The 14,094-nt window shown below is 69.9% G+C and carries 12 protein-coding genes and 1 pseudogene; 9 read left to right on the top strand and 4 right to left on the bottom strand.

What is annotated here, in order from left to right; all coding sequences use genetic code 11:
* Nucleotides 1-4: 4 nt before the first annotated feature.
* From OG242_RS31710 to OG242_RS31690, 5 genes are all read left to right on the top strand, one after another.
* Complete coding sequence (locus tag OG242_RS31710; protein WP_405901441.1) at nt 5-1,453, top strand: AMP-binding protein; 1,449 nt, start codon at nt 5-7, stop codon at nt 1,451-1,453.
* The gene (locus OG242_RS31705; protein ID WP_405901440.1) at nt 1,450-1,935 is read left to right on the top strand and encodes an acyl carrier protein; all 486 of its coding nucleotides are present in this window, start codon (nt 1,450-1,452) and stop codon (nt 1,933-1,935) included. Before OG242_RS31710 ends, OG242_RS31705 begins: the two co-directional genes overlap by 4 nt.
* Nucleotides 1,932-3,356, top strand: coding sequence for an AMP-binding protein (locus OG242_RS31700; RefSeq protein WP_405901439.1), 1,425 nt, complete (start codon nt 1,932-1,934; stop codon nt 3,354-3,356). Before OG242_RS31705 ends, OG242_RS31700 begins: the two co-directional genes overlap by 4 nt.
* Nucleotides 3,357-3,526: 170 nt before the next feature.
* Complete coding sequence (locus OG242_RS31695) at nt 3,527-4,714, top strand: MFS transporter (protein ID WP_405901438.1); 1,188 nt, start codon at nt 3,527-3,529, stop codon at nt 4,712-4,714.
* Between the two features lie 109 nt (nt 4,715-4,823).
* On the top strand, nt 4,824-7,199 hold the full coding sequence (locus tag OG242_RS31690; protein WP_405901437.1) for a glycoside hydrolase family 3 N-terminal domain-containing protein: 2,376 nt from the start codon (nt 4,824-4,826) through the stop codon (nt 7,197-7,199).
* 27 nt (nt 7,200-7,226) lie between these two features.
* On the opposite strand, the gene OG242_RS31685 is transcribed toward OG242_RS31690, so the two are convergent.
* Nucleotides 7,227-7,694: an RICIN domain-containing protein gene (locus OG242_RS31685; protein ID WP_405901436.1), complete on the bottom strand. Its 468-nt coding sequence runs from the start codon at nt 7,692-7,694 to the stop codon at nt 7,227-7,229.
* Nucleotides 7,695-7,738: 44 nt separating this feature from the next.
* Nucleotides 7,739-8,206 (bottom strand): RICIN domain-containing protein, encoded by a 468-nt coding sequence (locus OG242_RS31680; protein ID WP_405901435.1) that lies wholly within the window; start codon nt 8,204-8,206, stop codon nt 7,739-7,741.
* A gap of 455 nt (nt 8,207-8,661) precedes the next feature.
* Here OG242_RS31680 and OG242_RS31675 point away from each other — a divergent pair, with 455 nt between their 5' ends.
* From OG242_RS31675 to OG242_RS31660, 4 genes and pseudogenes are all read left to right on the top strand, one after another.
* Nucleotides 8,662-9,186 (top strand): GNAT family N-acetyltransferase, encoded by a 525-nt coding sequence (locus OG242_RS31675; RefSeq protein WP_405901434.1) that lies wholly within the window; start codon nt 8,662-8,664, stop codon nt 9,184-9,186.
* 91 nt (nt 9,187-9,277) lie between these two features.
* Nucleotides 9,278-10,714, top strand: a complete 1,437-nt coding sequence (locus OG242_RS31670) for an IS1380 family transposase (RefSeq protein WP_405901779.1) — start codon at nt 9,278-9,280, stop codon at nt 10,712-10,714.
* Nucleotides 10,715-11,178: 464 nt separating this feature from the next.
* Entirely contained in the window at nt 11,179-12,492 is a 1,314-nt protein-coding gene (locus OG242_RS31665; protein ID WP_405901433.1) for a helicase associated domain-containing protein, read from the top strand.
* A gap of 42 nt (nt 12,493-12,534) precedes the next feature.
* Nucleotides 12,535-12,832, top strand: a pseudogene (locus tag OG242_RS31660) (ATP-binding protein); the annotation flags it as partial.
* Between the two features lie 20 nt (nt 12,833-12,852).
* On the opposite strand, the gene OG242_RS31655 reads toward OG242_RS31660, so the two are convergent.
* On the bottom strand, nt 12,853-13,431 hold the full coding sequence (locus tag OG242_RS31655; RefSeq protein WP_405901432.1) for a GNAT family N-acetyltransferase: 579 nt from the start codon (nt 13,429-13,431) through the stop codon (nt 12,853-12,855).
* A 176-nt stretch (nt 13,432-13,607) separates the two neighbouring features.
* Entirely contained in the window at nt 13,608-14,045 is a 438-nt protein-coding gene (locus OG242_RS31650) for a DUF4259 domain-containing protein (protein WP_405901431.1), read from the bottom strand.
* Nucleotides 14,046-14,094 lie beyond the last annotated feature (49 nt).

The following is a 14,094-nucleotide window of genomic DNA, read 5'->3' as shown; positions in this document are numbered from 1 at the left end:
GGCGATGACGGCCCACAGGACCGCGCGACCGTCCGCCGCGGAGTGGATGCCGACCGCCGGCCTCGTCCTGCACCTGGCCGACGGCAGTACGGAGACACTGTCGCCGGAGCGCCTGCGGGCACACGTGTCACGGCTCCGCGAGGCATACCGGCAGGCCGTGGGCCGCGACGACACCCTGTGCCTCGTGCCCGACGGGCGGGCACCCTTCCGGCGCTACCTGACGGAACTGCTCGCGGCGCTCGGGCTGCCCAATCCGGTGGTCGTGCCGGACGGCGAGACCGGTGCGCCGCCGACCGCCGAGCGGCTGGCCGCCCTGGGCCTGGCCGCCCACACGCTCGGGCACGAGCGGCAGCCGTGGAACGGGTCCGAGGCCCGTACGGCACTGCCCCCATCCACCCTGCTGCTGCGCACCGGCGGCACCAGCGGGCGCGTCCGGTACGCGGTGAACACCAGCATGCGCGGGGCCCTGGGCCGGGACCCGAGGCTGAGCCTGGCCTCATCGGTGGGGCTCAAGGCCGGACTCCGCGTCTGCCTGGCCGGGTCCGTCCGCCATGCGGCCACCCTGAGCATGCTGCTGGACGCGCTGAACCAGCGGGCGGAGATCCACCTCTTCGAGAAACCCGATCCGGCGCACGTGCTGCACGAGGTCCGCCGGCACCGCGTGCACTGGCTCCTCGTCACCCCTCTGCACATGCGCATGATGCAGCGCCAGTGGCTGAGCGACGGAGGCGCACCGGACCTCAGGACCCTCGTCCACATGAGCGCGGTCTGTGCCGAGCCGGTCAAACGGTTCTGGCACGCGACGCTCGGCCCCGAGCACGTCTACGAGGTGTTCGGCGCGTCCGAGGGGATCGGAACCACGGTGGCCCGCGGCGACGAGTGGGAGGCGCGGCCGGGAACCGTGGGCAGGGGTTTCTACACGTCCGTGGCCGTCCTTGACCCCTCGGGCGCACCCGTCGCACCGGGCGAGGCGGGCGACGTCTACTTCCAGTGCGGAACGAGCGCGCGTCCGCTGCACGTGGGCCACCGCGACTCGGTGCGGTGGAGCGGCTCCGGATACGTCAGCATCGGGGACCGGGGCCGCCTGGACGCGGACGGATACCTCTACCTGGAACCCCGGTCGCACCTGCGGATCACCGTCGGCGGAACGACCGTCCTGGCGACCGACGTCGAGGACGCGCTGATGGACGTCCCCTGGGTACGGGACGCGGCAGCGGCCGGCATCCCGAACCGGGTGACCGGGCACCGTGTCGTCAGCTTCGTGGTGACCGACGGCCAGGGGGCCGGGGACCGGCTGACCGAACTCGCCAGGCACCTGCGCGGGGTCCTGCCGCCCGCCGCCGTTCCGCGCCGCATCGTGGAGGTCGACGCGATCCCCCGTTCAGCGGCCGGAAAGGTCAACCGCACCCTGCTCGCGGACATGGTTCACCAACACTTCCAGGAGGGGCAATGACCACGCAGCACATCCCTGACAACCCGGACTGCGCGGGGATCTACCGGGTCACCCCGGAGGGCGACCACGTCGCGGCCGTGACCACCAGCTCCTTCGTCTCCGTTCCCGAGATACGGGCGCGCCTCAGCGCGCTCCTGGCGACGGACGCACACCGGCTGGTGTTCACCGTCCTCCACACGAGCGAGGCCGCCGACGCCGGGACCATCAGCGACGACGCGGTCGCGGCGGGTGCCTTCCACCGGACCAGGGCTCCCGAAGGCGCCGTGGAATCGCGGTTGTTGGAGCGGATCGCACTCACCCTGCCCGAGGACGTGGTGCTCAGCACGACCGACAGCATCTGGGACCTGGGCGGGGACTCGTTGCTCTGCCTTGAGCTGAGCGAGGCCATCACCGACATGTGGGGCGTGGAGATCGATCCCGTGGACATCTTCCGCGCCAAGTCCCTGGCGCGGCTCGCCGACGACATCGAGGCGAAACGATGACGTCGAGCACGTATGACCTGTTGGCCGGCGGCGGCAAGGACGCGCCGGCCCTCCTCGACGGCGCCCGGACTCTCACGCGTGGACGGGCCCGCGAGATCTGCGACGACGTCGCCCGGTTCCTGGGCGACGACGCGAAGAAACTCGTGATGGTCGAGAACCCCCGCTCCGTGGCGGGGGCGCTCGCCTACCTGGCGGCTCTCAGGGCAGGCCACGCGGTGATGCTCGTGGAGGCCGCAGGGCTCGACGACATGCCGGCGTCCATCGAGCGGATGCGGCCCGACGTCGTCCTCGGCCCCTCCTGCGTCCGGGCCACGGAAACGTCCGCGGACTACCGGCGCGAGGTCGAGAACGCCCCGCACATCGGCGCCGCGCGCCGCCTGGCCCCGGCCCGCGCGACCGAGCCCTCGCCCGAACTCGCCCTCGTGGCACGGACGTCCGGCTCCATGTCGGAGGGCAAGCTCGTGCGGCTCTCCTACGGCAACCTGTCGAGCAACGCCCACGGCATCGCCCGGGCGACAGGCATCCGCCCGACCGACGTCGCGGCGACGTCCCTGCGCCTGGACTACAGCTTCGGGCTGTCCGTGTTCAACTCCCACCTGGCGGCCGGCGCCGCCGTCGCCCTGACCACGGCGTCACCCACGACCGGCCGCTTCTGGACGGACGCCCGGCGCCTCGGCGTGACCACCATCGGCATGGTCCCCTCCACGGTCCCGTTCGTGCTGGGGGACCCACAGGCGCGGGCGAGGCTGTCCTCGCTGCGCGCCGTCCTCGTCGCGGGCGGACCTCTGGCCGCCCCCTCCCTGCGGCGGCTGCGGGACACGGCGGGCCCGCAGACGCCGGTGTTCTACATGTACGGGCAGACCGAGGCGACCGCACGGATGACCTGCCTGGACCCGGCGCTGGCCGCCGTACGCGAGGGGAGCGTGGGGGCCGCCATACCGGGCGGACGGATCGAGATCCGCGGCAGGGACGGGGCCCGACTCGCCCCCGGGCAGCGCGGCGAGGTCCACTACATGGGCCCCAACGTGATGCTCGGCTACGCGCGCACCCGCGACGACCTGGCGCTGCCCGACGTCACGGGAGGTGAGCTGCGGACCGGCGACGTGGGGCGGATGGAGGACGGCGTCCTCTACCTCGAAGGCCGGCTGGACCGGCAGGTCAAGGTCCTGGGCGAGCGGGTCGGCCTCGACGCCGTCGAAGCCGCGGCGATGTCCGCCCTCGACGGCGCCACCGTCGCCGCGGTGCTCGCCAGGCCCGACGAGGTCCACGTCTACGTCGAGGGAGACGCGGACCGCCTCGGCCGGCTGCGGTCGCTGGGCTCGGCCGGCCTGGGCGTTCCGCGGGGCTGCCTGAAGCTGCACGCGGTGCACCGCCTGCCGAGGACACCCTCGGGAAAGGTCAGGTATGTCGCGCTGAGCTGAGACGGAGCCGGCCGGCCGTTGCCCGCGCCCCGGGGTTCGCCTCCGCGCCGAGCAAGGAGAACCGGCGCCGGGCGGAAGCGGCGTACGAGGCTTCCGCGCCGTCGGGACGAGTGACGGCATCGGGGGAGCGAGAACTTGCGAAAGGGCCTGTTGCGACCATGGATGTGACGGTGCCGCAGTCAGCGGCGAAGGAGTCCGGGGAGGTCACCCGGGGGCGAGCGGTCGTCGCGGTGGCGGCGCTGTCGGTCGCGCTGTTCGCGTTCGCCACGGTGGAGACCCTGCCGGTGGGGCTGTTGCCCCAGATCGCACACGGGCTGGGGGTGTCACTGCCGTCGGTGGGACTGCTGGTGACCGGTTACGGGCTGGTGGTGATGGCGACGGCCGTGCCGTTGACCGCCCTGACCCGGCGGGTCCCGCGCCGGCGTCTGCTGGCCGTGCTGCTGAGCGTCTTCACCGCGGCCACGCTCCTGTGCGGTGTGACACCCGGATACGGCATCCTGCTGGCGGGGCGCATACTGATCGCGCTGACCCATGCGGTGCTGTGGTCGGTGGTCGCATCGGCTGCCGCGGGCATGTTTCCCGAGCGGATGCGGGCGAAGGTGGTGGCCGCCCTGTTCAGCGGGTCCTCGCTGGCGCAGGTGGCGGGTGTGCCGACCGGGACCTGGCTCGGGCAGCAGACCGACTGGCGGGTGCCGTTCCTGGTGATGAGCGTCCTGGGCCTGATCGCGGGGACCGTCGTGGTGACCCTGTTGCCGTCGGCCTCGGCCGAAGACAATCCGGCTGCCACCGCCCCGGAGCCCAGCGGCACCCGTTTCGCCCTGCTGGTGACGGTGACGGCCGTCGTCGTCGCCGGGTTCTTCACCTTCTACACGTACGTCACCGTCTTCCTCACACGTGTGGCCGGGATGTCCTCCCACTCCGTCGGCGCCGTGCTCGCGGTCGGCGGCGTGGCGGGCGTGATCGGCACCAGCGGGTCCGGGGTGCTGGCGGACCGCAGTACCCGCGCCACCATGACCGGGTCGGTGACGCTGGTGACCGCCGCCCTGGCGCTGCTGGTGGCCGCCGGCTCCCACCCCGTCGCCGCGATAGCAGCGGTCGCCCTGCTCTCCCTGTCCCTGTCCGGCATGATCACCGCCCTCACCAGCCGCATCCTGCACATCGCCCCGGGCAACGTGGACGTGGCCTCCGCGGCCGGTTCCGCCGCCTTCCAAGCCGGCATCGCCGCCGGCTCCTTCCTCGGAGGCCGCCTCCTGGACGCCCATGGCCCGCACTCCACCGTCGTCACCGGTGCGGCTCTCGCCGCCGCCGGTCTCGTGCTGCTTCTCGCCGAGGAGCCCCTCAGCCATCGCCGCCGGTAGCGGCCACGGCGACACCCGGGCCGAGACCCGTACGTGGCACGATGCGGCACCTGGCTCGCCCCGTGCCGCAACGAGAACTCGGCGTGTACTGAATGAGAGGAAAAGTCGCATGACCGAACGGATCGCACAGAGCGGCGCCGACGGGCCGGATCAGCAGACATGGCGGAACCCGTCCTCACCGGTGAGCGACCGGGTGGCCGACCTGCTGCGCCGGATGACCCTGGAAGAGAAGATCGGGCAGCTCGGCTCGTACTGGACGGCGCCGCTGCGCCCCGGTGAGCCGGTACTGCCCCTGCCGGACTGGGCCACGGACCCGTTGCCCCCACAGCTGGCGGAGGCGGCGACAGCCGGCCTGGGACAGCTCACGCGGGTCTACGGCACCGAACCGGTGACGCCGGCGGCCGGACTCGAGCGGCTGCGCCTGCTGCAGCGCACCGTCGTTGCGGCGAACCGGTTCGGCATACCGGCGCTGGTGCACGAGGAGTGCCTCACCGGGCTGTTGTCGTGGACCGCCACCGTGTTCCCCACCCCGCTGGCCTGGGGCGCGTCCTTCGATCCCGAGCTGGTGGAGGAGATGGCGACGGCCATCGGGGAGAGCATGCGCAGGTCCGGTGTCCACATGGGCCTGGCGCCGGTCCTCGACGTGACGCGCGACTACCGGTGGGGGTGCACCGAGGAGACCATCGGCGACGACCCCCACCTGGTCGCCACCGTAGGCACCGCCTACGTCCGCGGTCTGGAGAAGGCGGGCGTGGTCGCCACGGTGAAGCACTTCGCCGGGTACTCCGCATCGGCGGCCGGGCGGAACATGGCTCCCGTCACCTGCGGTCCCCGTGAGTTCGCCGACGTCATCCTGGAGCCGTTCGTGGCGGTGCTCCGCGACGGCGGGGCCCGTGCCGTCATGGTCGCGCAGACCGCCGTGGACGGCGTCCCCACCACCGCGGACCCGTACCTGTTGACCGACGTCCTCCGGGGCAAACTGGGCTTCACCGGCCTCGCGGTGGCCGACTACTTCGCGGTCTGGAACCTCAAGTACATGCAGCGGGCGGCGGATTCGGCCGGCCACGCCGCCGCCATCGCGCTGCGGGCCGGCATCGACACGGAGCTGCCAACGACGCACTGCTTCGGGCAGCCGCTGATCGAGCAGGTGCGCCAGGGCATCGTGCCCGAGGAACAGGTGGACCGGGCGGCGTCCCGCGTGCTGACCCTCAAATGCGAGCTGGGGCTGCTGGACGAGACGTGGGAGAGCGAGCTCGCCGCACTGCCGGTTCCCGGGCCCGACGCGTTGGATTCGCCCGAACACCGGGCACTGGCACGCCGGCTGGCCGAGGAGTCGGTGGTGCTGCTGGCCAACGACGGCACCCTGCCCCTCGGCGGCGGGTCCCTCGCGCTGACCGGCCCCCTGGCCGACGACCCCCTGTCCATGCTCGGCTGTTACGCGTTCGCCAACCACAACTCCCTCGACCACATGGAGGAGATGGCGGCGCGCGTGGGCCTGGAACTCGGCGTCGAAGTGCCCACCCTGTCCGCCGCCCTGGCCGCGGAGCTGCCCGACGCGAAGATCCGGGTCGCCCCCGCCGGGCGGGTCGACGCGTTGGAGGACGTGCACATCGCTGCCGCCGTGGCTGCCGCGCGCGACGCCGACGTGTGCGTGCTGGCGATCGGCGACCGGGCCGGGCTGTTCGGCCAGGGCACCTCAGGCGAGGGGTGCGACGCGCAGACCCTGGACCTGCCCGGCCGGCAGGCGGAACTCGCCCGGGCGGTCCTGGACACCGGCACCCCCACGGTCGTCGTGCTGGTCTCCGGCCGCCCCTACGCCTTGGGCGACCTCGCCGGGCGCGCGGCAGCCGTCGTCCAGGCGTTCTTCCCCGGCGAGGAAGGCGCCACGGCCATCGCGGGGGTGCTGTCCGGCCGGGTGGAGCCGTCGGGCCGGCTTCCGGTGAGCATGCCGGGCAACGCCGGCGCTGCCTTGGGGACCTATCTGCATCCGCAGCTGGGCGGCCCCACCGAGGTGAGCGGCGCCGACCCCACCCCGCTGTACCCCTTCGGGCACGGCCTGACGTGGACCACCTTCGCCTACGAGGACTTGGCGATGGACGCCGACATCATCCCCACCGACGGGACGGTGCGCATATCCGTGACCGTGCGCAACACAGGGCCCCGGGCCGGTACCGAACTGGTCCAGCTGTACCTCTCCGACCCGGTCGCCTCGGCAGCGCGGCCCATACGCTGGCTGGCCGGCTGGGCGCGGGTACGGCTCGAACCGGGACACGCCGCGAGGGTCCGGTTCACCGTTCACGCCGACCGGGTCTCCTTCACCGGACAGGACCTGCACCGCAGGGTGGAGCCCGGCCTGATCCACGCCGAGGTCGGACGGTCGAGCGCGGACCTCCCGCTGCTCGGGTCCTTCGTCCTCGAAGGCCCCGAGCGGGCCCTGGGCTACGACCGGGTGCTCACCGTACCGGTGAGGGTCACCGCCCTGTGAGAGGCCGGGCACCGGGCCGGGTGGCCCTCAGGTCCAGTACTGATACTCCCCACCGTTGCAGGTGAGCATGTAGACCTGGTTGTCGTTGCTGTCGAGGCACTCGCCGGTGGCCACGTTCTGCAACTTCCAGCCGCTGTTGGTATAGATCTCACGCCAGCGCTGGTAGTCGTTCTGCCCGCTGCTGCACGTTTCCACATAGGCGTCGTGGTCGGTGTACGCGGCAAGACACACATCCGGCACTTCGGCCATGCGCCCCACCCAGACGCCTCCACCGACGCTGACGTCGTGCCACTTCGCGGAGCCGAACGCGCAGAGGTACAGGCCCACGTTGGACCAGCCGAAGTGGCGGTCCCACATGGCGGCGAGACAGCCGCCGCCGTGCTTGTGGTTCCACACGATGTCGCCGTCGGCGTGCGCGGTGGCGCTCGCCCCGACGACCAGGAGCAGGGCGGATCCGGCCACTCCGAGCATACGGGCGGCACGTTGCCCGATCATCTGTTCTGCCTTTCGTTGTGGTGGGTGGGAGACGGATGGACGGCTCAGTACCAGCGCTGGTAGTCGCCGTCGTTGCAGGCGTGCACGTAGACGGAGGTGCCGTTGCTGTCGAGGCACTCGTGGGTCTGCCGGTTCTTCAGCTGGTAGCCGTTGCCCCTGTTGATCTCGTCCCGCCGCTGATAGTTGTTGCCGCTGCACGCCTCCATGTACACGTCGTGGTCGGTGTACGCGGTCATGCAGTAGTTGCACTTGGCGTTGTCCTTCTCCAGCCAGCTTCCGTCGCTCTGCTGAGCGTCGTACCAGAAGGTGAAGTCGGTGAAGGTGCAGCCCTTGATTTCCACGTCGTCGGGCGTGGTGGTGGCCCAGCTGTAGTGGACCTCCAGACACTTGTTGTCCGTCCGGTGGGTCCAGTGGACCTCGTCGTCGGCGTGCGCAAACCCGCTGGTGGCGAGCACGAGGAGCGGGGCGAGCGTGACCGCTCCGACGGCCTGGGCGATTCGTTTGACGCGCATGGGGACCCCTTCGGGTTCTCGAAGCTGCGGGCGATGAGGCGGGAAACGGTGACACGGCACTGGGTCACGGGGTCCGGGCCGGGGCCGACGCCCTTCGGTGCCCCCGGACTACGTCAGGGAGCCTAGGCGCGCCGGAAACGGCGGTGTGTGCATCGCGCGCAGTGTTTCTGTGCGCCCGGCAGGCGGGACTTTCGGAACACGCCCTAGTCTCGCCATTTCGGTTGAGATGAGGCCGGAAGCGGGGAGGAAATACGAAAGCGCCTTCTGAGCTGGGACGATGAACCTTGTCGAGGGGTTCTGTCGCTCCCAGCGGAAGGCACTTTCTGCGTGCAGGGTATCGAGAACAAGAGCTGCGCGATCGACTGGATCCTCCGGCGGGCGTAGGGTCGCGGCGGCGCGGGCACCCTCGCATAGGCTGGCCGTTTCATCCGACGCACCGCGACGAGGGTCAACCCATGCGCAGCACCAGGATCCGCCTGATCGAGCCCACCGACGCCGCCTCGATCGCCGCGCATAGGGTGCGGGACTTCGAGGCTTTCCGGCCGTGGGAACCGGCCCAGCCGGCCGACTTCTTCACCCCGGAGGGCCAGGCGGAGCGGATAGACAGCCTGCTGGCCGGATACCGGGGCGGCGCGGTCTGGCCGGGCGTGGTGCTCGCCGACGACCAGGTTATCGGGCAGGTCACCGTCGGAGGCATCCTGACGCAGCCGCACCTGCGCCGCGGCTCCGTCGGATACTGGATCGCCAGCGTCGCCCAGAATCAAGGGCACGCCGGGCACGCCGTCGGGCTTGTACTACGGGTGATGACGGACGAACTCGGGTTGCACCGCGCCGAGGCGTCCACCAATCTGGAGAATCTGCCATCGCAGCGGGTGCTGCGCCGCAACGGGTTCAGCCCGTACGGCGTCGCGCACTCCTCGATCTTTCTCGACGGGAGCTGGCAGGACGGGCTGCTGTGGGAGCGGATCCTCGGCGACTAACCGCGCCGGTTTCGGTTGAGATGAGGCCGGAAGCGGGGAGGAAATACGAAAGCGCCTTCTGAGCTGGGACGATGAACCTTGTCGAGGGGTTCTGTCGGTCCAAGCGGAAGGCACTTTCTGCGTGCAGGGTATCGGTTCTCGTCCCAAGCTCCACGTCTCCGCTGACGGTTCGGGGGTGGTCGGGCACGCAGGCGCACGTTTGCTGGCGGATCTTGCCGATGCTACTGGTCTGACCACCGCCTACTCCACTGCCCTCAGGCCGCTGCGACCGCGTGGCACCGGGCACGATCCAGGTCGGACCTTCACCGACCTCACGGTGATGCTCGCCGACGGCGGTGAGGCGATAGCGGATCTGGCCGTGCTACGGGACCAGGGCGAGGTATTCGGACCGGTCGTCTCCACGCCCACCGCCTGGCGGTTGCTCGCCGACACCGACGGGGCAGCACTCGCTTCGCTGCGAGCGGCCCGCGCCTCAGCCCGAGAAGTCGCCTGGATGCAGGCGGCCGAGACCGGCCAGGGCATACCCGCCGTCCAGGCCGGCGGACGAGAACTTGCCGGCCTGGTCCTGGACCTCGACGCCACGCTGATCACGTGCCACTCCGAGAAGGAACAGGCCGCGCCCACCTACAAGGGCGGCTTCGGCTTCCACCCACTGCTGTGTTTCCTCGCGAACACCGGCGAGGCCATGTCCGGCCAGCTGCGGCCCGGCAACTCCGGAGCCAACACCGCCGCCGATCACATTGCGGTGCTGGACGACGCCCTCGCACAGATCCCCGACGCTCACCGGCACGGCACCGCGATCCTGGTCCGCGCCGACAGCGCCGGCTCCGCGAAAGCCTTCCTCGCCCGCATCCGAACCTTTCGCGAGCACGGGTTGGACCTGCGGTTCTCGGTCGGATACGCGGTCACTGAGCCGGTCCGCCATGCGATCCGGACCCTGCCTGAGCAGGTCTGGCACCCCGCCCTGGACCAGAACGGGACACTGCGCGACGGCGCCGAGATCGCCGAGCTGACCGGCATAGTCGACCTGGCCGGCTACCCGGCCGACACCCGCATCATTGTGCGCCGGGAGCGACCGCACCCCGGCGCCCAACTGTCCCTGTTCGATCAGGACGAGGGCCTGCGACACCAGGTCTTCCTCACCGACACCCCGTACTCCGGTGGCGGTTCCGCCCAGTTCCTGGAGGTCCGTCACCGCGGGCATGCCACGGTCGAGGACCATATCCGGTGCGGGAAGAACACCGGCTTCGGCCGCTTCCCCTCCCGCGACTTCACCATCAACGCCGTCTGGCTCGAACTCAGCCTCACGGCGGTCGATCTGCTGGCGTGGATGCGCGTCCTGCTGCTGGACGGCGAACTCGCGGCTGCCGAGCCGAAGAAACTCCGATACCGGCTGCTGCACGTCGCCGCCCGCCTCACCCGCGGCGGCCGACGCCTGCACTTGCGGATATCGGTGACCTGGCCCTGGAGACACGAACTGGCCGCGGCCTTCGACCGCCTCGCTGCACTGCCCCGACCAGTTGGCTGACCGACCGCCCCCACCCACCCACGACCGAAGGACCCCGGAGAACCCGACCACCGCGCCGGGACTCCGCCATGCCCAGGGAACAAAATCGCCTCGACCACCCCACAGTTGGTGATCAGCGACGTCGCTTCAGCCCAACCGAAACGGCGAGGCTGAGGCCGATAGGCACACCTGACAGGCAGGCAAACAGCTCTGACCAGCGAAAACACCAACCGAGCCATTACACGCTCCCGAAACCCGCAACAAACCTGGTCTCACTCCCCACACCACAGATATCCCCAGCTCACACACCAGGACCATCAGGGTCTAACCGCCCGCTCGGTTTCTCAGCGAACCCACAACACACCAGGCCAGCAATCCCGCAATACACCAGCAAACCCCCCACCGAGCGTTAGCAGCCCGGGGAGGGCAAGCTGGCCTCGCTCGTGGTGCCGGTGCTCCTCGGGCCGGGTGAGACAGTCGACAACATGCTCACCAGCCGGGCATACGGCGGGCTCGCGAAGCTCCTGGAAGCGCTCAGGGCGCACGACGCCCGGATCGTGGAGCGGCTCGCAGAGCAGCAGGCCCCCAGCGCCTACAAGCCCGTGCAGGGCGGCCAGGAGGGCGAGATGGGCGAGGCCGGGGAGGGCGAGGTGGCGGGTCCGTCGGTGCCGGCGCGGGAGCTGCTGAAGTTCTCCGTGCCGCGTGATCCGGCGCAGCTGGCCGCGTTCATCAACCTGCGTGTCCTCAACCCGGAGAATGAGCACTGGCGGCGCGGTGTGGAGGCCGCTGGCATCTACCACCGGTTGCACGGTGATCTGAAGGTTCCGTTCACCTACCGCGTACCCACCACCGACACCCACGAGGACGACGAGGTCCAAGAAGTCGAGGAGGTGCAGGAGGGCCGGGGCGACGAACCTGGAGCGTGGCCCGCCTCGCTCGCCGGATTCCCCCTCGGCCAATGGACGGCCGACGCCCGGCGCTTCTACGCCCGCGGCGACATGGACAAAGACCGCATCGCGCAGCTGGAGAAGCTGGGCATGGTCTGGTCGCACTACGACGTCGCCTGGGAAGAAGGACTCGCAGCCGCCCGCGGATGGGCCGCCCAGGCAGGCCACCTCCTGGCCCCCACCGACGCCGTGTTCCACGGCTACCGGCTAGGGATCTGGCTCAAGAATGCGAGGGCTGCGGCCCGACGGACGGCCGAGAACGAACAGCGGCGCGCCGAGGGGCTGCCGGTCCAGTCCTCGGCCGGGGTCTTGTCGGACGAGCGACGTGAGCAGCTGGAGGAGATCGACCCCGCCTGGTGCCCGGCCTGGCCGGTGGAATGGCAGCGCTGCTTCCACCTCGTCCGGCGCCACCTGGACGTCGGCCACCCGCTGCCCACCGCACCTGGGGACGTGATGGACCAGGGCGAGGACCTCGGGCGGTGGGTACGGGCACAGCGGCTCGGCTGGGACGAGCTCACGGCCGTGCAGCAGTGGATGTGCGAACACGTCCTCGGAATCACACCGGCCGCCGAGAACGAGAAGCCGAAGCCGCGGACCACTCAGGCCGAGAAGTGGGCGATGCACTATACCGCCGCCCGCCAGTACTACGAACGCGAAGGCCACCTGACCGTACCGAGAAAACACATCGAGACCGTCACCCTTGGCGGTGACAGCAAGGTCAAGGAGGACCAGGAGCAGCATGAGGTATCTCTCAAGCTGGGGGCATGGGTCAGCAACCAGCGCAGCAGAGCCGCGACACTGTCCCCCGAGCGAGTAGAGCTCCTGTCCGCGATCGGGATGCGGTGGGCGTGATGGGTCTCGTCGTCACGGTGTCCGCCGCACTCACGGCCGGCAATCGCCCGCTACAGCCGTGTCGACCTGCTCTGCATCGACGAGCTCGGCTACATGGAACTCGACCGCCGCGGCGCTGAACTGCTCTTCCAGGTCCTCACCGAACGCGAGGAAAGGAACATCGGTCGCCATCGCCTGCAACGAGTCCTTCGGCGGCTGGACCAAGACCTTTGCCGACCCCCGACTCTGCGCAGCCATCGTCGACCGCCTGACCTTCAACGGCACCATCATCGAGACCGGCACCGACTCCTACCGACTTGCCAGCACCCGGGCACGTGCTGAACATGCCGAGGAGGGCTGAAGGCGAGGTATCCCAGTCGCTCAAGGCGAAAGGGAGTCTGCTCCGCCGTTCTGATAACACCAGGTAAGCAACCTGATCTGGCGGCCCTTGACCTCAAGCGTGGTGGGCTCGTCGTCGGTGAGCTCGAAACCAGTTGCACGGGCGACAGCCACGCTGGGGTAGTTCCCCGGTTCAATGCGCAGCAACACACGCCTTACGCCCTGCTGGCGATGGGCATAGTCAGCCACCAGCCTGACAGCTCGTGAGGCAAGGCCCTGCCGCCGATGTTGGCTGCCGACGCCGTAAGCGAGCTCGACGTCACGCGCGTCGAGCTCGCTGCGGAAGAGGAGGACCTCACCACGCGGCTGCTTACCGTCGGTAGTGATCACCAACTGCGCCTTCTTGCGGCCTTCCTCGCGGCCTTCGTGGGCCCTGGCCAGGTATTCACTTGCCGCCGTCGAGTCGAAAGGTGAGGGCACCGGAGTCCATCGGTCGATCTCGGGGTCGTCATAGAGCTCAACCAACGCAGACAGGTCGGTCTCGGCCCACTCTCGCAGCAGTATCCCGTCTCCTGATAACCGAATGCGTGACGGCAGAACGATCTCACGTTGGCTGGACATGTGCCCGATCTTGCCTTGCAAGAGCACCAAACTCCAGAGCCAGCAAGCCCGCCGGCCAGGTTTCGTTGTCGACTGAACGCCGCAGTTGCGTCAGGCAACACACGGACGAGACCGGCTATGCCGGCAAAACTCGGGTTCTGGCTCAGGTTCTGTGGTCCGTGACTGCGGGTCACCAATTAGATCCCGAACAGCGCTTCCTCTTGTGGCGGGATCGGAGGGTCGAGGACGTCGCGGAGGCGGGTGATGCCCTGGCGCCACTTCGACCAGTTCGCGGCTTCGGCCCACAGCTCGGCGAGTTCAGACCGGTTGGAGACCACTTGGTCCAGGGCGTCGACGGCGAGCATTCTAAGGTCTGCAGGCAACTTCGGTAGCGGCTCTGAAGGGCCATAGTTCGAACACGGCCGATCGCAGTCAGAATGCCGGGCAACGACCAGAGCCGCCGCGCCCACGGCTCGCTCGCCGTCGTAGATACCCAGCAAGTCCGCGGGCCCGGCAGCACGCCTGAGCACGCCCCGGATCATGGCTTCACGCTCTTCCAGTGCTGCCTCGTCCAGGTCACCGGCGAAGTCGGCGGCGGTGTCGTTGTCGAAAGGGCCGATGTCCCAGGTGCCCATGTCTCTCCTCGCGCGGTCGTCTGGGGATCCTCGCACTGACCACTGACAG

The sequence above is a fragment of the Streptomyces sp. NBC_00727 genome, from assembly GCF_045161745.1.
Classification (GTDB): Bacteria; Actinomycetota; Actinomycetes; order Streptomycetales; family Streptomycetaceae; genus Streptomyces.
The sequence above is the reverse complement of the archived record's forward strand: the minus strand, read 5'-3'. Positions and strand labels throughout refer to the sequence as shown.

What these genes read in the sequence shown, in the direction of transcription:
- OG242_RS31710 (WP_405901441.1), top strand. Translation starts at nt 5, where the DNA reads ATGACGGCCCACAGGACCGCGCGACCGTCCGCCGCGGAGTGGATGCCG.
- OG242_RS31705 (WP_405901440.1), top strand. Translation starts at nt 1,450, where the DNA reads ATGACCACGCAGCACATCCCTGACAACCCGGACTGCGCGGGGATCTAC.
- OG242_RS31700 (WP_405901439.1), top strand. Translation starts at nt 1,932, where the DNA reads ATGACGTCGAGCACGTATGACCTGTTGGCCGGCGGCGGCAAGGACGCG.
- OG242_RS31690 (WP_405901437.1), top strand. Translation starts at nt 4,824, where the DNA reads ATGACCGAACGGATCGCACAGAGCGGCGCCGACGGGCCGGATCAGCAG.
- OG242_RS31685 (WP_405901436.1), bottom strand. Translation starts at nt 7,694, where the DNA reads ATGATCGGGCAACGTGCCGCCCGTATGCTCGGAGTGGCCGGATCCGCC.
- OG242_RS31680 (WP_405901435.1), bottom strand. Translation starts at nt 8,206, where the DNA reads ATGCGCGTCAAACGAATCGCCCAGGCCGTCGGAGCGGTCACGCTCGCC.
- OG242_RS31675 (WP_405901434.1), top strand. Translation starts at nt 8,662, where the DNA reads ATGCGCAGCACCAGGATCCGCCTGATCGAGCCCACCGACGCCGCCTCG.
- OG242_RS31665 (WP_405901433.1), top strand. Translation starts at nt 11,179, where the DNA reads ATGCTCACCAGCCGGGCATACGGCGGGCTCGCGAAGCTCCTGGAAGCG.
- OG242_RS31655 (WP_405901432.1), bottom strand. Translation starts at nt 13,431, where the DNA reads ATGTCCAGCCAACGTGAGATCGTTCTGCCGTCACGCATTCGGTTATCA.
- OG242_RS31650 (WP_405901431.1), bottom strand. Translation starts at nt 14,045, where the DNA reads ATGGGCACCTGGGACATCGGCCCTTTCGACAACGACACCGCCGCCGAC.